21 protein-coding genes are annotated in these 16499 nt (G+C 40.0%); 1 reads left to right on the plus strand and 20 read right to left on the minus strand.

Translation table 11 applies throughout. From position 1 onward, the window contains the following. The 19 genes from HMPREF9074_RS05915 to HMPREF9074_RS06005 all read right to left on the minus strand — a co-directional run. On the minus strand, positions 1-456 hold a 456-nt coding region (locus HMPREF9074_RS05915), incomplete at its 3' end, for an AMP-binding protein (protein WP_034539985.1). Between the two features lie 31 nt (positions 457-487). Continuing rightward, positions 488-1162 (minus strand): tRNA (guanosine(37)-N1)-methyltransferase TrmD, encoded by a 675-nt coding sequence (gene trmD / locus HMPREF9074_RS05920; protein WP_009393013.1) that lies wholly within the window; start codon positions 1160-1162, stop codon positions 488-490. 3 nt (positions 1163-1165) lie between these two features. Further along, a complete protein-coding gene (locus HMPREF9074_RS05925; protein ID WP_009393015.1) occupies positions 1166-1825 on the minus strand; it encodes a hypothetical protein in 660 nt (219 codons plus the stop codon). Between the two features lie 7 nt (positions 1826-1832). After that, a complete protein-coding gene (locus HMPREF9074_RS05930) occupies positions 1833-2447 on the minus strand; it encodes a thioredoxin family protein (protein ID WP_009393017.1) in 615 nt (204 codons plus the stop codon). An 11-nt stretch (positions 2448-2458) separates the two neighbouring features. Next, positions 2459-3697 (minus strand): ATP-dependent Clp protease ATP-binding subunit ClpX, encoded by a 1239-nt coding sequence (clpX, locus tag HMPREF9074_RS05935; protein WP_009393019.1) that lies wholly within the window; start codon positions 3695-3697, stop codon positions 2459-2461. Further along, a complete protein-coding gene (clpP, locus tag HMPREF9074_RS05940) occupies positions 3697-4356 on the minus strand; it encodes an ATP-dependent Clp endopeptidase proteolytic subunit ClpP (protein WP_009393020.1) in 660 nt (219 codons plus the stop codon). Before clpP ends, clpX begins: the two co-directional genes overlap by 1 nt. A 109-nt stretch (positions 4357-4465) precedes the next feature. Then, the gene (tig, locus tag HMPREF9074_RS05945) at positions 4466-5791 is read right to left on the minus strand and encodes a trigger factor (RefSeq protein WP_009393022.1); all 1326 of its coding nucleotides are present in this window, start codon (positions 5789-5791) and stop codon (positions 4466-4468) included. Between the two features lie 97 nt (positions 5792-5888). Then, positions 5889-6518 (minus strand): trimeric intracellular cation channel family protein, encoded by a 630-nt coding sequence (locus HMPREF9074_RS05950; protein ID WP_009393024.1) that lies wholly within the window; start codon positions 6516-6518, stop codon positions 5889-5891. Positions 6519-6538: 20 nt separating this feature from the next. Continuing rightward, complete coding sequence (locus tag HMPREF9074_RS05955; RefSeq protein ID WP_009393028.1) at positions 6539-7201, minus strand: hypothetical protein; 663 nt, start codon at positions 7199-7201, stop codon at positions 6539-6541. An 84-nt stretch (positions 7202-7285) separates the two neighbouring features. After that, positions 7286-8200: a DUF5655 domain-containing protein gene (locus tag HMPREF9074_RS05960; protein ID WP_009393030.1), complete on the minus strand. Its 915-nt coding sequence runs from the start codon at positions 8198-8200 to the stop codon at positions 7286-7288. A gap of 37 nt (positions 8201-8237) precedes the next feature. Next, the gene (mtaB, locus tag HMPREF9074_RS05965) at positions 8238-9545 is read right to left on the minus strand and encodes a tRNA (N(6)-L-threonylcarbamoyladenosine(37)-C(2))-methylthiotransferase MtaB (protein WP_009393032.1); all 1308 of its coding nucleotides are present in this window, start codon (positions 9543-9545) and stop codon (positions 8238-8240) included. Continuing rightward, entirely contained in the window at positions 9546-9899 is a 354-nt protein-coding gene (locus tag HMPREF9074_RS05970) for a hypothetical protein (RefSeq protein WP_009393034.1), read from the minus strand. It abuts the gene before it with no gap. Positions 9900-9994: 95 nt separating this feature from the next. Next, positions 9995-11113, minus strand: coding sequence for an ABC transporter permease (locus HMPREF9074_RS05975; RefSeq protein WP_009393036.1), 1119 nt, complete (start codon positions 11111-11113; stop codon positions 9995-9997). 6 nt (positions 11114-11119) lie between these two features. Continuing rightward, the gene (locus tag HMPREF9074_RS05980; RefSeq protein ID WP_009393038.1) at positions 11120-12226 is read right to left on the minus strand and encodes an ABC transporter permease; all 1107 of its coding nucleotides are present in this window, start codon (positions 12224-12226) and stop codon (positions 11120-11122) included. A gap of 3 nt (positions 12227-12229) precedes the next feature. Then, positions 12230-12967, minus strand: coding sequence for an ABC transporter ATP-binding protein (locus HMPREF9074_RS05985; RefSeq protein ID WP_084063423.1), 738 nt, complete (start codon positions 12965-12967; stop codon positions 12230-12232). Between the two features lie 128 nt (positions 12968-13095). Continuing rightward, positions 13096-13410: a hypothetical protein gene (locus tag HMPREF9074_RS05990; RefSeq protein ID WP_009393043.1), complete on the minus strand. Its 315-nt coding sequence runs from the start codon at positions 13408-13410 to the stop codon at positions 13096-13098. A 47-nt stretch (positions 13411-13457) separates the two neighbouring features. Then, entirely contained in the window at positions 13458-14372 is a 915-nt protein-coding gene (locus tag HMPREF9074_RS05995) for an ABC transporter ATP-binding protein (RefSeq protein WP_009393045.1), read from the minus strand. 35 nt (positions 14373-14407) lie between these two features. Continuing rightward, entirely contained in the window at positions 14408-14833 is a 426-nt protein-coding gene (locus HMPREF9074_RS06000; RefSeq protein WP_009393047.1) for a hypothetical protein, read from the minus strand. 17 nt (positions 14834-14850) lie between these two features. Further along, the gene (locus HMPREF9074_RS06005; RefSeq protein WP_009393048.1) at positions 14851-15384 is read right to left on the minus strand and encodes a hypothetical protein; all 534 of its coding nucleotides are present in this window, start codon (positions 15382-15384) and stop codon (positions 14851-14853) included. 50 nt (positions 15385-15434) lie between these two features. Between HMPREF9074_RS06005 and HMPREF9074_RS06010 the strand changes: the two genes are divergently transcribed. Then, positions 15435-15764 carry a DMT family transporter gene (locus HMPREF9074_RS06010; RefSeq protein ID WP_009393050.1) on the plus strand — a complete coding sequence of 110 codons (330 nt, stop codon included), beginning with the start codon at positions 15435-15437 and terminating at the stop codon, positions 15762-15764. Positions 15765-15899: 135 nt separating this feature from the next. On the opposite strand, the gene HMPREF9074_RS06015 is transcribed toward HMPREF9074_RS06010, so the two are convergent. After that, on the minus strand, positions 15900-16499 hold a 600-nt coding region (locus tag HMPREF9074_RS06015), incomplete at its 5' end, for a PDDEXK nuclease domain-containing protein (protein WP_156961111.1).

Consider the following 16499-nt stretch of genomic DNA (forward strand, 5'->3'; position numbering starts at 1 on the left):
CCAATACACTTCTTTGCGCAAGGTATCAGTAAACTCGCGCGCATCTTCTATCATCTTTTTATAATGACTTGTCTTAAACTGTATAGCAGAAAATATGTATGACAAGCCAGATTGGTTAATAACGTATATCAACTCACTGGTGCGATATGCGGGATTGATATTTACCATTATAGCACCTATTTTGGCCGTGGCATATTGTAGCAATGTCCATTCATAGCAGTTAGGCGACCAAATACCTACACGGTCTCCGCTCTTTACTCCTAAAGCTATTAATCCTTTAGCTACTGCAGTTACCTGTTCATAAAACTCTGTATAAGTGGCTCTATAGTGCTGATGCACTGATATAAGCGCATCATTATTAGGAAACTTAGCCACTGTTTTCCGAAGATTTTCGTCAATAGTTTCTCCTAATAATGGTATATTAGAAGCACCATTCGTGTAAGATAGTTTTTTCATTGGTTGTGTCATTTTTTAATGTTTTTTATCTTTATTTCAACAGGTCTGGTCTTCTTTCTTTAGTACGCTGATAAGCCATTTCTTCTCGCCATTGCTCTATTTTAGGCGTATTGCCGCTGGTGAGTACCTCTGGCACTTCCCAACCCTTATAATTAGCAGGACGCGTATAAACAGGTGGTGCTAATAGATTATCTTGAAATGAGTCGGTAAGAGCTGAAGTCTCATCAGAGAGCACCCCTGGTATAAGTCTGATAACAGCATCGCACAATACTGCTGCTCCAAGTTCACCTCCTGAAAGCACATAATCGCCTATAGAAATTTCTTTGGTTATAAAATGGTCGCGTACACGCTGGTCTACCCCTTTAAAGTGCCCACAAAGAACAATTAGATTTTCTGATAGTGATAACTTATTAGCTGTTTTCTGTTGCAGCGTATCGCCATCGGGGGTTAGAAATATAACCTCGTCATAAGTACGTTCAGCCTTTAGTGCCGAAATACACCTATCAATAGGCTCTATCATCATCACCATACCAGCTCCTCCACCAAACTGATAGTCATCTACTTGACGATAAGCATTGTTAGCATAATCGTGCAAATTATGAAAATACACCTCTACCAACTGCTTATCTATAGCGCGCTTAATGATAGAATAGTCAAAAAAACCTTTTATCAATTCGGGTACTACCGAAATAATATCAATGCGCATTGATTATCTGTGTTTGTTAATTTCGTCTTGCAATTGGCGGCGTACTTTCTGCTCGCGTTCAATAGCTGCTTTGCGGTAGTTCTCGTACTCCTCTTGCAATTCGTTTAGGTCATTTATAGATTTTTTTGTTACTACATTACCATTAGAGAATTTGTAGATATAAAGTACCAATAACGATGCCAAAGCCAATACGATACCCCACATAATAGTATTGTATAGCCCTTTAGATACTAAAGCACCAAAGAAACTCACACTATCTTTTTGGTCTTTAGTTTGGTCTAAGGCAGCTTGTATCTCTGTTATTTTGTCGTTGAGCTCTTTTATAGTAGCCTCATTTTCTTTTACTTTTTGCTTTTCAGCTACTAATTGCGAGCGTACTCCGTTGATGCTATCAGTCATACTGCGCTGAAAGGCAGCCAATTTACCTCTGTCTAACATCTTGAAGTTCTGCCAAGCCCCGGATCTGTCTATCAGCTGCTGAAATACCCCTTCTAAGGTAGTAGGCTTAGCTTCTTCTACTGGAGCAGCAATAGTCTGAACTGTATTATTTTGGGTTGTCTGTACTGATTGTACTGTTTGTTGTACAGGCTCTGTTGTAGCAGTCTGTTGTGCATTGGCTGTGATAGCTACTAAAGCACCTAAAGCTATTATTATTTTTTTCATACACTTACTATTTTTCGGTTAAGATAGATTGCATTATAGCAGTAAAATCATCTACGATAGTAGCCCCTTTATCTTGGTTGTACCATCTCTGAAGGTCTTCTTTAAATTCAGGAGTCAGCTTGCCATTCTTAGCTTTTTCTTCAGCTACCATTTGGGTAGCCACTGAAGGACGAGAGCCCCAACGTGCTAACACCTTATCCTGCAAATCTAAGAATATCACTATAGGGATAGCCTTGCCCCCATTAGTCAGAAACTCATTCATTAGCGCTTCATTTTCATCACGAAATACTATTTTCATCGTGATTTTAGGGTTCAGCTCAGCTATCTTATGCACCACTGGCAAAATCTGTGCCGCATCACCACACCAAGTCTCTGTTATCACCAATAAGCAAATGCTATTAGGATAATTCTTAAAAAAAGCCACTTTATCTTCTGCTATCTCAATAGTTTTATCAAGTCGTTTATAGCGTTTCTGGTTTAGAGCGGTATAGTGTATCAGTTCTTCAGTCTGTTCTACCCCACTGCTTTTGCCTTCAGCCTCATACTTGTCTATCAAATTCCGATAGGTTTCATAGCTGATAGCCTTTAGCATACTCTCGCGTATAATAGATGTTAGTTCCATAGTTGTTATTGTTATGAGGCAATTTGCAATGCCGATTTGTTTAGTTTCTCTTCTGCGTATTCCTTAGTAACGGTTAGATTTTTAACACCCGAATTAGGAAGTTCAAACATAGCATCGGTTAGGATATTCTCGCATAACGAACGCAAGCCTCGTGCTCCTAATTTGTATTCTAAAGCTTTCTCTACTATAAAGTCGAGGGCTTCCTCTGTTATCTCAAATCTTATACCGTCCATCTCAAACAGTTTTTGGTACTGTTTGATAATAGCATTCTTAGGTTCAGTAAGTATCATTCTAAGCGTGTGTCTATCTAACGGATTCATATAGGTAAGCACAGGCAAACGACCTATAATTTCAGGTATCAAACCAAAGTCTTTCAGGTCTTTAGGAATGATATACTGCACTAAGTTTTTACGGTCTATATGCGTGTTTTTAGAGGAGTTATAGCCTACTGCCTGCATATTGAGGCGCTTAGATATCACGCGCTCTATACCATCAAAAGCTCCACCTGCTATAAAGAGAATATGCTCGGTATTTACTTCTATATACTTCTGGTCAGGGTGCTTGCGACCACCTTTAGGGGGTACATTCACTACTGACCCCTCTAAAAGTTTAAGCAAAGCTTGCTGTACGCCCTCGCCCGAAACATCACGAGTAATAGACGGATTATCGCTCTTGCGCGCTATCTTGTCTATTTCGTCTATAAATACAATACCTCTTTCGGCTTTAGCTACATCATAGTCTGCAGCTTGTAACAGACGGCTAAGAATGCTCTCTACATCTTCGCCTACATAGCCGGCCTCAGTCAGTACAGTAGCATCTACTATAGCAATAGGTACATTCAGCATTTTGGCAATAGTACGTGCTACAAGGGTTTTACCTGTACCGGTCTCACCCACCATTATCACGTTGCTCTTCTGTATTTCTACCTCGTCATCTACGTTAGGCTGTTGCAAACGCTTGTAGTGGTTATACACCGCTACTGATAGTATTTTCTTAGTAAAATCTTGTCCTATAACATATTGGTCGAGAAAACGCTTAATCTCTTGAGGCGTTTTCAGAGATATTTCTACATTCGTAGCTTTTTTATCTTTGTTTTTTTCGTGTCTCAGAGCTTCCTCAATAATGATATTAGCCTGATCTACACAAAAGTTGCATATATTACCTCCCATACCTCTGATAAGTATGTCGGTTTCGGGTTCAGAACGCCCACAGAATGAGCAAAATTCTATTTCTTCTTTCTTTTTAGCCATTATTTTCTTTCTAATACTTCATCTATCATACCATACTCTTTAGCCTCACGTGCTATCATCCAATAGTCACGCTCTGAGTCTTTATACACCTTAGCAAAAGGCTGTTTGCTGTGTTTGGCTATGATTTCGTAAAGTTCATTTTTGAGCTTCAACATCTCTTTTAGGTTGATTTCCATATCGCTCGCTACCCCTTGTGCTCCTCCAGAGGGTTGGTGTATCATCACGCGCGAATGTGGCAAAGCAGAGCGTTTGCCTTCAGCTCCTGCGCATAGCAGTACTGCTGCCATCGAAGCCGCTATACCTGTACAGATAGTAGCTACATCGGGTTTAATAAACTGCATAGTATCATAGATACCTAAGCCGGCATATACACTACCACCGGGCGAGTTGATATATATCTGAATATCTTTGCCGCTATCTACACTCTCTAAGAAAAGAAGCTGAGCAGTTACTATATTGGCTACTTGGTCATTTACATCTGTACCAAGAAAGATGATTCTATCCATCATCAGACGCGAAAACACGTCCATTTGCGCTACATTTAGCTGGCGTTCCTCCATAATATAAGGCGTCATACTACCTACTATTTTATCGTAGTAAAGACTATTTACACCGTGCTGCTTAATAGCATATTTTCTAAATTCGTCTGTTAAGTTCACGTTCTTTTAATTATCAATTTAATTATTAAAAGTCCAAAATTGTCAATACAACAAAATACTCGGTGGTTACTGACAATTTTGGACTGGTAATAGTTTGTGTTTTTATGTATTATTCTGGGAATGCTAATTTGATAAACTCATCAAAAGTAACTTTCTTAGTATTAATAGCTGCATTTTCTTTGTAGAAAGCTATCAATTTCTTAAATACTACTTGTTGCTGAATGCGTTGTACTTCTTCGTGGTTTTTCAATATTCTATCCAAAATACTATCTACTTGAGCGTCATCATCTGCTGGCATACCATATTGCAATAGTTGCGCTTTGATGTACTCTCTACCAAACTCTTTTATCTCCTCATTGGTAGGTTGTAGATTGTTGTCGTTCATTATTTTAGATTCGATAAGCTGATAACGTAATCCTCTTTCTGAACGTTCGTATTCTTCATTAGCTTCTTGCTCAGTAAGTTCTTTTTCACCTGCTGTGCGTAGCCATTTTTTCAAGAAAGCAGCTGGCAAGTCAAAATGAGTGTTATCTACCAAATAATCAGTCACTGTGTTTAAGAAGTGCTGGTCTGCTTGTTCGTTAAACTGTAGTTCAGCACCTTCTTTTATCTTAGCGCGCAATTGTTCTTCAGTAGTTACACTACCGTCAGGGAATAGTTTAGAGAACAAATCAGCATCTAAAGCTGCTTTTTCGCGTTCGTTTATCTCTTCTAAAGTAAAAGTAACTTCTATATCTAAATGATGCGCCTCATCGTGCGATACTTTTAGGTAGTGCATTAGGCTGTGTGCATCTTCAAAAAGTCCTTTGGTTTGTAGTTGAAACTGATCGCCTACTTTTTTGCCTATAAAGGTTTTGCGTACTTCAGGACTTAGGTCAGTAAGTTTGAAAGTAGCTTGACTTTCAATATTCTTTTCTTCGTTGAAGAAAGTACCTGTTAGCTCTATATCTTCGCTGTCTAGTACTTCGCCTTTTGATACCAATTTGCCGAATTGTTTCTGAATGCGCTCAATTTGTTTATCTATTTGTGGCTCGTCTACCTCTATCTCGTAGCGCAAAATACCTTCAGCTGGTTTTAAGTTTACTTCAAAAGTAGGAGCTAAGCCTATCTCAAACTGAAATTGGAAGTCATCGGCTTCTATATCGATATCTTTTACTATCGGAAGAGGATTGCCGAGCATACCAATCTTTTCTTTGTATATGTACTCGTTTAGGCTACGATTAGTGATTTCGTTTATTTCATCAAATTTGATAGCCTTGCCAAACTGTCTTTGAATCATACCCATTGGCACGTGTCCTTTTCTAAAACCAGGCACGTTGGCTGTTTTGCGATAGCGATTAAGTGTTTTCTCTACGTTTTCTGCATAATCACTCTTTACGATATCTATCGTAATCACGGCGTTTAAAGCATCTTTTTGCTCTCTACTTATGTTCATTTTTTAAAAAATATTTTATCTTAATTATTTCAGCTTGCAAAGATAATACTTTTAGCTGAGATATGCAACAATTCATTAATAATTAACATTTCACCCTTTAAAACTTAGGCAATTCCCAATGGTATTTTAGCGACAGCAAGCGCACGCTAATCACTACCATTATTGTAATGAATACCACTAAGTTATGATTCATCAATCCATTGATTAGGAAATAGACAGTTCCCCCTGCAATACAGGCTGTAGCGTAAATCTCTTTGTGGAAAAGGGCAGGCAGTTTGTTTGCCAATATATCGCGAATTACTCCCCCGAAGCTACCTGTCATAGTACCCAGAATTATAGCTATAGTAGGCGATAGCCCAAATCGCAAGGCTTTTTCTATCCCTATAATAGTGAATACCCCTAACCCAATGGTATCGAAGAGCATTAGCGATTTACTCCAGTGTTCAGAGAACTGTTTTCTGAAGATAACTGTTAGCACTACACTGATAACTATCATCAGTATATACGTTAGGTTGTTCATCCAAAATACGGGTATACTGCCTATCATAATATCGCGCAGAGTACCCCCTCCTACCCCTGTAACAAAGGCTAAGATAAGCATACCAAACACGTCCATACGGCGCTCTAAGCCTACTAATACCCCCGACACGCCAAAGACTGCTGTACCAATTAAATCCCACAGATATATCTGGTCTATCTGCGATAAAGTGTCTATAAAATTATCCATATCAATTGTGAATTTTTGAATTATCTGTTATTGGTTACCACTTGTGTTAGCTGCCAAGTGTTGCCTACCGGCACAAATACCAATATTTGGTGGGTATCGGTATGCTCACAGCACACATTATCAGGGTAATAGGTAAATGTGTAGGTCTGCAATTCATCTATAGGCAAGGTGAGCAACTCCTCTTCAGTAGTGACTATACTGCCGTCTTTTTCTACCGAAAAGTTCATCAGATACTCGCCCACGTGTTGCTGCCTAAAGGCTATATCAGCGGCAAACTGTTTAAAGAAAGAGGGAAACTGCCGTGGCTGTTTCGCTTGCTGTAGTCGTTGCTTTTCTACTTCTTTATAAGGCACAAGACTATCGGCTTTTGCTTCTAAAAAGATAGCCTTACAATCGTTTTTATCTACCCAGAAAGTGTACAACTGCTTTTCTACATAAGGCGCTTTAGTAAGAAGTCTAAAGCGATAGTAAGTCTTATCAGCTTGCTGCACACTGTCTTGCTCCCAATAAAGGCGGTCTTTGCCCATAAGGCGCTCTACTTGCTTTATTTTTTCTTGTACTTCCACAAGAGCTTCTACTTTTTCCTTAGCCGCTTGTCTATCACAAGATTTTTTGAAGCTAACAATGGGGTTATTGCAAGAAAAAAGTATTAATGCAAGAGTTAATATCAAAAAGTTTTTCATTTCAATACAAGTTCAAAAGATGTTGTCAAGTTTTAAGAAACAAAACAAACAGTTTCTGAAAATCAAATAGATATACACAAAAAGCTATGATTTTAGTATAGCTTGTTTGATAAGGCTCATTATATACTCTATATTCCTAGTATCTGATACAGATATTTGATAATCACCATTTCCCCAATGCCCTATAGATGAAATATCTCTTGTCATTTTTTTAGGATCTTCCAAATCCCCTCTTTTCATATTGATAAATATCTTTAAGTTCTTATTTTGTATCTGTATGTCTGTTATATTATTTCTACCTATTTTAAAAGCAAGATAAAGTTTTTGAGGTATAATTTCTATCTCTGGTGAAAGATTAAGAATAGCTTGTTTAAAATCGTTGTAAAGCTCCACCACCTCATCAGATTTTCCTTCTAAAAGTTCCTCCTCTGTATATGATTTTATTTGTTTAGTAATCTCAACAAGTTCTGAATCTTCTTTTTGAGGGGTTTGCTTAATACTTGGTGATGCTGCTGATTTCTTAACTCCATCAATTACAATAATATCATTCTCGTATCGTTTTACCTCCCATAATTCTATATTGAGGTCTTTAAAATCAACTGCTTGTTTCTGATTCTGATTGAATGCAGGACTCACAAAAACAATCTTACTCTGTGACCAATCTACATCATCTTTCTTCAAACTCTTTTCTAAAGTTTCATTATATTCTAAAACAAAATCAGCCTTATATTTCAATAGAGTATTTAAATAAGAAACGCCTTGGTCAAATACACTATAATTATGTCCGCGCTTGTACTCAATGATTACAAACGAATTATTTTCCTTATCAAAGGCTAAAGTATCTAAACGATAACTCTGTATAGAAAACTCTGATTTTACAAACTCTAATCCTGTAATTTGCGTCAGATTTTTCTCAAATAAGTTTTGCATTTCTTTCTCTAACTTAAAAGGTTTTTCTTTTAAGTTTTTTAAACCGTTTTTGTCTTGAAATAATTGCATAATATTTTTAGCTTACTATTTTTCTCATTCTTTTACTTTATACAAACTCAAACCGCACCATTCCATCGACATCTATTTTGGTAAGCTTTACTTTGTGGAGGGTATTGACTAAAGCAGGATCCCAAGGGGCTTTTACCTTTACGTAATTCTCAGTAAAACCGTGTATATAGCCCTGCTTGTTGTCGCTCTCAAAAAGTACAGTCTTCTCTTTGCCTAACTGACTTTCGTAGAAAGCATTGCGTTTCTTTGCCGAAAGTCCGCGTAGCATCTTGCTTCGCTTAGCTCGTACCTCATCAGGTACTACTCCGTCCATAAGCACCGCCTCAGTATTATCGCGCTCTGAATAAGTAAATACGTGTAGGTATGAGATGTCTAAATCATTCAAAAAGTAATACGTCTCTAAGAAGAGCTCATCTGTTTCCCCAGGGAAGCCGACTATCACATCTACCCCTATACAGGCATCGGGCATCACCTCACGTATTTTGGCTACCCTACTCACATACAGTTCGCGTAAGTAGCGGCGCTTCATTTTCTTAAGGATTTCGTTGCTACCACTCTGTAGCGGAATATGAAAGTGAGGCACAAAACTATTTGATTGGGCTATAAAGTCGATTGTTTCGTCTTTGATGAGGTTAGGTTCTATAGACGAGATGCGCAAACGCTCTATCCCTTCTACCTTATCAAGGGCTTCTACCAACTCCAAAAAGGTGTGTTCGTGCTTCTTGTTGCCGAACTCTCCTTTGCCGTAATCGCCTATATTTACTCCTGTGAGTACTATCTCTTTGATGCCTTTGTCTGAAATCTTTTTGGCATTGCTCAATATATTCTCAATGGTATCACTGCGCGAAATACCCCTTGCCATCGGTATAGTGCAATAGGTACACTTATAATCGCAGCCGTCTTGCACCTTCAGGAAAGCGCGAGTACGGTCACCAATAGAGTAGCTGCCTACATAGAAGTCAGTTTCGGCTATCTCGCAAGAATGCACAACCCCCTCGTTGTTCTTGGTAAGGTCGTCTATATATTGGGTGATGTTAAACTTTTCTTTTGCACCTAATACCAAATCGACCCCATCTACCGAGGCGAGTTCTTCGGGCTTAAGTTGGGCATAACAACCCACTGCCGCCAAGAACGCCTTGGGGTTAGTTTTCAGTGCTTTGCGTACTATCTGCTTAAACTGTTTATCGGCATTTTCGGTCACCGAGCAAGTGTTTATTACGTATATATCGGCTGGGTCATCAAAATCAACACGTATATAGCCGTCCTCTTCAAAGCTACGCGCTATGGTAGAGGTTTCGGCAAAGTTGAGTTTGCAACCCAAGGTGTAGAATGCTACTTTCTTCATCTAAAAAAAATCTCTATCTAAAAAGTATTGTACAATAGCTTTTTTCATTAATATGGTTTGTTCGCCAGCTTTTAGGGGGGGCAACTCTTGTACTAAGCGGTAGTGAGGCCACCCATCAGGGTCAGTAAACTCATAGCTGTAATAGCCAAAAGGCTCTAAGAGTTTACAGATAGCTATATGCATAAGGTCTACTTTTTCGTCTTTTTGGTAGGTACGACCTAATTGCCCTAACTCTTGTACGCCAATAAGGTAAATAATAGTATCTACCTGAAGGGGTTCACCTTCTGAAAAAGTATCAGATAGGCGTTTGACTATCTCGTCCCAACGGGCTTTGAGCAAGTCGTGTTCTGTCATAATTCTTATTTTGGGCGCAAAGATACAAACTTTAGTCAATATGCCAATTTGTCGATGAGAAAATTTGCTGGCAGTAGCATTGGCTCAGCAACCCATCAGTTTGTTTTCTTGTAATTGGCAATAGCCCAACTATTAAGCACAATAGCAAAGCCGATGAGGTAAGCCATTTCGGTCTTTAATTCCCATAGTGTACTGCCTTTTAGTATCACTTGGCGCATCACTTTTACGAAGTGGGTAATGGGAATAAATTGTGATAACGTCATTGCCCAAGCGGGCATACTCTCTATATTGGTAAGGAAACCACTCATCAATAGGAATATCATCACGAAGAAGTAGGCAATGAAGATAGCTTGCAGTTGCGAATCGGCATAGGTGGAAACAAGCAACCCAAAGCCCAAAATAGCGATTAAATACACCGCAGCAAAGGTGTAGAGGGTGAGCAGACTACCAGCAGGAGCGATACCATAAACTACATACATAAGAGTAAGCCCCAAGGTGAAAAGCAGTGTGCCTAATACCCAAAAGGGTATGAGCTTGCCTAAAATGAATTGCCACTTCTTAATAGGGGTAACATTAATTTGCTCAATAGTGCCTATTTCTTTTTCTTTTACGACATTGAGCGCCGATAAGAAGCCCCCTATTATAGTGAGCAATATGGCTAATATACCTGGCACTATGTAGTACTTATACTGCATCAGAGGGTTGTACCAAGAGGTGCTTGCCATTGCTATTTGGGCGGTATTGGCAAGCCTTTTAGGTGCTTTAACATTCACCTCTAACTGCTGGTTGAAGTCACGTATGACCTGCCCCAAATACGCCCCTCCTAAGCTGGATTTGCTACCGTTAATAGCGTCTATTGATACGCCTATAGATTGCCGCCCCTCGCGCACGAGATTGCGCTCGAAATCGGTAGGGATTTCGACTACTACATCGGCTTCGCCCTTTTCAATATATGTGATACCCTCTTTGTAAGAGAAAGGGGCGCTAATAAGTCGGAAATAGCCAGAGGCGGTAATCTTTTGTAGCATTTGTTGCGAATAGGGGCTCTGGTCGTGGTCGATATAGACGAGATTGATGTTCTTCACATCAAAATTGGCTACTTGCGGCAATATAACGAACTGCATTATTGGTGCTACAAACATCATCGCTAAGATAGTGCGGTCACGGAATATCTGTTTGAATTCTTTTTGCAATATAAAACGTAATACTTTCATCTCTTCTTATTGTAATCGTATTTTGAATTTCTTCATCGCAAGGCTTAAGAATACTATCGCCATTGCGATGAGAATAAGTGTTTCTTTCCATATATAACTGAAGCCCAAGCCTTTGAGCATTACTTTCTTCACGATAGTATAGTAATAACTAGAAGGGAAGATTTTGGCAATACCCTGAAAAACAAGGGGCATATTCTCGATAGGGAACATAAAACCGGTAAAGAACGCCGTGGGGAGCATCATTCCCATCATAGCTATAAGCATAGCGGTCTGCTGCGAACTGGTGCTGGTGGAAATGAGTAAGCCCAACGCTAAGCATATAATAATAAACAAAGTGCTTTCGGTGTAAAGCAGTAGCAGATTACCTTGCACCGGTACTTCGAGCATATAAACCGAGAGTAAGAGTATCACTGTAAAGTTGATGAGCGAGAGTATAAGGTAAGGAGTGGCTTTGGCTATGAGTATTTTTAGGGGGTTGAAAGGCGATACTAATAGTATTTCCATAGTTCCTAACTCTTTTTCGCGCACGACAGCCACTGAGGTGAGGGCTGTGCTGACTATCATAAAAACGAGTGCTATCACCCCTGGAACGAAGTTCATCGAACCATTTTGGGCTTCGTTGTACAGCATTCGGTTTTCTACCACTATCTGATAAGAGGGTTGCGCCGTGGGGTTGAGCGTCTGCTGGTAGCTGAGCAATATGGCATTGAGGTAGTTTTCTACCGTTTTGGCGGTATTGGGGTCAGCCCCATCAGTGATGAGCTGTAGGGTGGTACCCTTGGGCGTGTATAGGTCTTTGCCAAAATCAGGAGGAAAAACAAGGGCTGCTTTAAGGGTTCCCTCTCTGAAATGAGTCTCTATATCGCTATAATTGAGCAAGGGATTTTTTATCTTGAAATAAGTACTCGAGGCGAGTTGCGTTTGGATTTGCTGTGTATAGACATTGTGCGCCTCGTCGAGGACTGCAATAGAGATGTTCTTCACCTCGCTGCTGAGTGCTTGACCAAAAAGGACAATCTGGGCAATAGGGATACCAAAGAGTATCAGTAAGGTGCGGCGGTCGCGGAATACGTGATAGAATTCCTTGCGTATAAAGGCTATTAACTGTTTCATTGTTTAATCGGCTGAGCGTTTTGCTTTGCGGGCGAGCTGGTAGAACACTTCGTCCATTGAATCAGTGTGAAATTGGTTTTTAAGGTTGGTGGGGGTATCCATCGCTTCGACTTTGCCATCGACCATTATGCTGATGCGGTGGCAATACTCGGCTTCGTCCATATAGTGGGTGGTAACGAATACGGTGATACCCTGTGCGGAGGCGTCGTATATCATATCCCAAAACTGACGGCGCGTTATGGGGTCTACCCCTCCGGTAGGCTCGTCGAGGAACACGATTTCGGGACGATGAAAGATAGCCACCGAGAAGGCGAGCTTCTGCTTCCAGCCCAGCGGTAGCGACCCTACGAGTTTGTTGGCTTCTGCCTCTAAACCGAGCTTGGCAATAAGGTCGGCACTGCGGGTTTTGATTTCGTTTCGGGGTACGCCATAAACGCCCCCGTAAAAGGTGATATTCTCCTTTACCGTAAGGTTGTCGTACAACGAAAACTTCTGACTCATATAACCGATGTGCTTCTTTATCTGCTCTTGCTGTGTATAAACATCGAAGCCTGCTACACGTGCCTGCCCTGAGGTGGGATAGGAAAGTCCGCAGAAAATACGTATGGCGGTGGTTTTGCCCGCGCCATTGGCACCAAGGAAGCCAAAGATTTCGCCTTTCTTGACGGATAAGGATATGCCGTTGACGGCTTTGAAGTCGCCGAACTGCTTAGTAAGGTTGTTACATTCTATTGCGTTCATCTTATTAATTAGCAAATTAGCAAATGTGAAAATTAGCAAATTGCCCCCTCTCACTTACTTGGCAACTGCCAACAATCCCAAAGGGGACAACTTATAAAGGGAATTGATAGCGATTGAAGGAGTGCTTTTTATTTGTAATAATAATACCAATTTCCGTTATATTCTTTATCACAATCTTCTTGAGAGGCGAAAGTACAGTCTTTTATACCTTCTTCCGGATATTCCTTCTTACGTAGTAATTGTTTGTGATAATTGCTTATTTTTTGTAATAATCCTATCTCTTTTGCTTTATTTAAAGCTTCTTCTGTCTCGAAAATATAAGACACAAAATAATCTTGTGGGGCTATATAAGCTCCAAAATCTAAGGAAGCATATACTTCACTAAAGGTTGCTTTTACCTCTTCTTGTGTTTCAACAACAATATTTTTCCATATTTTGCTCATTGTTTATCTTTTTTAATTTCAACTTTGCCAAAGTTTTGGTTCAGAATTTATATATTCCCTTTTTCCTCCATTAGGCGGATAAAACTATCCTCGATGGTGGGGGTGATGGGTTTCCACTCTACTTGTGAAAAGGTTTGTGTTAGCTGTTGCTCGAATTGGTATGGGTTGGTGGTTTCCTTTAGGGTAAGGTGCAAGTACTCGCCAAAGGGGTAACAGCTATCTATTTCGGACTTCTGGCGCAGGTGCTGTAGCAGAGCGTATAGGTCAGGAGCCTTGACAGCATAGAGTGTAGTGGGGTAATCGGTGATGATTTGCTCGGGGGTGCTGGTGGAAAGTATCTTTCCTGCTTGCATTAGGGCTATGCGGTCGCATAGGCTAGCTTCGTCCATATAAGGGGTGGAAACCAGTATGGTGATGCCTTGTGCCTTGAGCTTGGCGAGCATCTGCCAGAACTCTTTGCGCGAAACCACATCTACCCCCGTGGTGGGTTCGTCTAAAAAAAGTACTTTAGGCTTGTGAATGAGGGCACAACATAGGGCTAACTTCTGCTTCATACCCCCTGAGAGTTTGCCCGCACGACGGTTGCTGAACGGCTTTATCTGCTCGTAAATATCTTTGATAAGGCTGTAATTCTGCTCGATGGTCGTGCCAAAGACGGTAGCGAAAAACTCGAGATTTTCTTGCACGGTAAGGTCTTGGTACAAGGAGAAGCGCCCAGGCATATAGCCTACACAGTTGCGGATTTGTTTGTAATCGCGGACGATGTCGCTACCCTCGACAGTAGCACTGCCCTCATCGGGGAGGATAAGGGTGGTGAGCATACGAAAGGTAGTGGTTTTGCCCGCCCCATCGGGGCCTATAAGCCCGAAAAGCTCGCCTTTCTCGACCTCTAAGGAAAGGTGTTGCACGGCGCGGGTATCGCCATAGGACTTGCTGAGATTATGTATATTTATGCTTGTCATTTTTTGATTTGCTGATTTGTCGATATGTTATTTTCTTAAAATGATTGCCAGTTAAGCAGTTGAAAATCATATAAAATACATTCTTTTTTTGTATAAGCGTTACGATAACTTATTTTGTTTTCCTCTATTTTGATAGAAGGATACCAATCATCTAAACAAGCAAATCTACTGTGTTTAGGATCAATAATTAGGGTTACAACATCTGACCATTGATGAGGTTTCACAGCTTCTATTGATATAAAGAAACTTTCGGTCGATTTATCTATACTTATTTGCTTGATATTTCTCAGGTAGCACCAATAGGGTAATTCGTTGTTTGACTCAGGGAAATATACTGAGCAAATCTCATCTCCGTGTGGAGGCTGTGTTTCATATCTTAACAACATACGCCCTCCTAAGTAAGCTACTTCGTATGTGCACTCTGTGAGAAGGGTTATTCTACATTCTTCTATATCAAACATATTTACTAATTATGAGGTTATTTTTCGTTTTCTGTATCAAGGCAAAAGCAGAGGTCTTTGCCTTCGGGGTCTTTTTCTATATAACAATCTTTTCGCAAGGGATAGTCCCAATCGCCGTTAAGGGTTTTTACTTTCTGATAAGGAGGTATATATACAGTGCCTTTGTCCCAGAGGATTTGAGCATATAGTACTCCGTTGCAATAGGCATAATGCCCAAAAGGATTCATTTCCTTTGAGGAATAACACGTCTGAAAGTTCTTACGACCGTCATAATCGCGTAGAGCTTGCGCCCCCATAAACTTCTGAGTAAAGCATTCGTTATCCTCTCCGAGCTCGTTTTTGTACAATTCGTAGAATACAGGACGGTCTTCTTCAAACGATGCGTAATCTTCGGCACTTATGCGGTAATAGCGTTCATAGCCTGCTACCCAACTTACAAGTACTTTCATCAAATGGGTTTCGATTGCTTCGCAATAGCCCACAGAGAAAAAGTATTCTCGGTCTACGAGCTCTTTAGTGAGCTTTATGTGTTCTATGAGTTTTAATTTCATTTTCAGTAAAATTGTTATATTTTTGCCACGAAATTAGATACTATACTTATATGCATTACCTATACCTTACTTTAGCGATTGTTTTAGAGGTCTTAGCCACCGCTCTTTTAGGTAAATCGGAAGGGTTTACCAAGTGGTTGTTTGCCGTAGGCTCGCTGTTGTCTTATGGTGTTTGTTTTTACTTTTTATCCTTAGCCCTCAAGAATATTCCGTTGGGGGTAGCCTACGCTATCTGGTCGGGGGTGGGGATTGTACTGACAGCTGTCGTGAGTATTCTTATTTTTAAGAACAAAATAGATTTGCCTTTTGTACTAGGTTCTTTGCTTATCATCGCTGGGGTGGTGGTGATTAACCTTTTTTCAAAGGCAAATGGACACTGATGTAATCATTAAATTAATAGATTAGCCAATTAGTTAATTCGGCAATAAACTTATTTATTTTTGACTTCGTTAGAGTTTCGACAGTCGCGACCGCCGAATTAAAAAAGGTTGTTTAGGGGGGTAATCCTGAAACAATTATCCTTTCTTTTTTAAAATTTCTATCATTTTATTTACATCAGGCAAAGCCTTACGGAGTTTTTCAGGCATATCGTCCAAAGTCTTATAGGTAGCTACTCCCATTGGCCTTGTATAATCACGTACGGCATACTGGGCATAAGAATGGTTAGCTGTTTGGCAAAGTACAATACCTATAGAGGGGTTTTCGTGTGGCTTACGTACGTGGTCATCAAGTATTTGTAGATAACCAAAAAGCTGTCCTAAATAAGAGGTTTTAAACTCTCCTAACTTCAATTCTACCACTACCATAGCGTTTAATTCTCTATTGAAAAACAGCAAATCAGGAAATTGTTCTACTCCATAGATTTCCAAATGGTACTGATTGCCAATAAAAGCAAAATCACGACCAAAAGTCATAATAAAGTTTTTGATATTCTGCACAATTTTTTGCTCTACTACACGCTCATCTACATCAATACTTTCACGTTGTCCTATCTCTTCCACATTAATAAAATCGAGCAAATACTCGTCTTTAAACATCTCTACAGCGCGACGTGCTTCTATAGGGTCGTTAATAGTCCTCGCGAAATTACTAGGCATATACCCCTGACTTTTATA

The organism is Capnocytophaga sp. oral taxon 329 str. F0087, from assembly GCF_000213295.2.
GTDB lineage: Bacteria > Bacteroidota > Bacteroidia > Flavobacteriales > Flavobacteriaceae > Capnocytophaga > Capnocytophaga leadbetteri_A.

Excerpts from the sequence above, each read along its gene's own strand:
- trmD (WP_009393013.1), bottom strand. The coding sequence starts at position 1,162 with ATGCGCATTGATATTATTTCGGTAGTACCCGAATTGATAAAAGGTTTT.
- HMPREF9074_RS05925 (WP_009393015.1), bottom strand. The coding sequence starts at position 1,825 with ATGAAAAAAATAATAATAGCTTTAGGTGCTTTAGTAGCTATCACAGCC.
- HMPREF9074_RS05930 (WP_009393017.1), bottom strand. The coding sequence starts at position 2,447 with ATGGAACTAACATCTATTATACGCGAGAGTATGCTAAAGGCTATCAGC.
- clpX (WP_009393019.1), bottom strand. The coding sequence starts at position 3,697 with ATGGCTAAAAAGAAAGAAGAAATAGAATTTTGCTCATTCTGTGGGCGT.
- tig (WP_009393022.1), bottom strand. The coding sequence starts at position 5,791 with ATGAACATAAGTAGAGAGCAAAAAGATGCTTTAAACGCCGTGATTACG.
- HMPREF9074_RS05950 (WP_009393024.1), bottom strand. The coding sequence starts at position 6,518 with ATGGATAATTTTATAGACACTTTATCGCAGATAGACCAGATATATCTG.
- HMPREF9074_RS05955 (WP_009393028.1), bottom strand. The coding sequence starts at position 7,201 with ATGAAAAACTTTTTGATATTAACTCTTGCATTAATACTTTTTTCTTGC.
- HMPREF9074_RS05960 (WP_009393030.1), bottom strand. The coding sequence starts at position 8,200 with ATGCAATTATTTCAAGACAAAAACGGTTTAAAAAACTTAAAAGAAAAA.
- mtaB (WP_009393032.1), bottom strand. The coding sequence starts at position 9,545 with ATGAAGAAAGTAGCATTCTACACCTTGGGTTGCAAACTCAACTTTGCC.
- HMPREF9074_RS05970 (WP_009393034.1), bottom strand. The coding sequence starts at position 9,899 with ATGACAGAACACGACTTGCTCAAAGCCCGTTGGGACGAGATAGTCAAA.
- HMPREF9074_RS05975 (WP_009393036.1), bottom strand. The coding sequence starts at position 11,113 with ATGAAAGTATTACGTTTTATATTGCAAAAAGAATTCAAACAGATATTC.
- HMPREF9074_RS05980 (WP_009393038.1), bottom strand. The coding sequence starts at position 12,226 with ATGAAACAGTTAATAGCCTTTATACGCAAGGAATTCTATCACGTATTC.
- HMPREF9074_RS05985 (WP_084063423.1), bottom strand. The coding sequence starts at position 12,967 with ATGAACGCAATAGAATGTAACAACCTTACTAAGCAGTTCGGCGACTTC.
- HMPREF9074_RS05990 (WP_009393043.1), bottom strand. The coding sequence starts at position 13,410 with ATGAGCAAAATATGGAAAAATATTGTTGTTGAAACACAAGAAGAGGTA.
- HMPREF9074_RS05995 (WP_009393045.1), bottom strand. The coding sequence starts at position 14,372 with ATGACAAGCATAAATATACATAATCTCAGCAAGTCCTATGGCGATACC.
- HMPREF9074_RS06000 (WP_009393047.1), bottom strand. The coding sequence starts at position 14,833 with ATGTTTGATATAGAAGAATGTAGAATAACCCTTCTCACAGAGTGCACA.
- HMPREF9074_RS06005 (WP_009393048.1), bottom strand. The coding sequence starts at position 15,384 with ATGAAATTAAAACTCATAGAACACATAAAGCTCACTAAAGAGCTCGTA.
- HMPREF9074_RS06010 (WP_009393050.1), top strand. The coding sequence starts at position 15,435 with ATGCATTACCTATACCTTACTTTAGCGATTGTTTTAGAGGTCTTAGCC.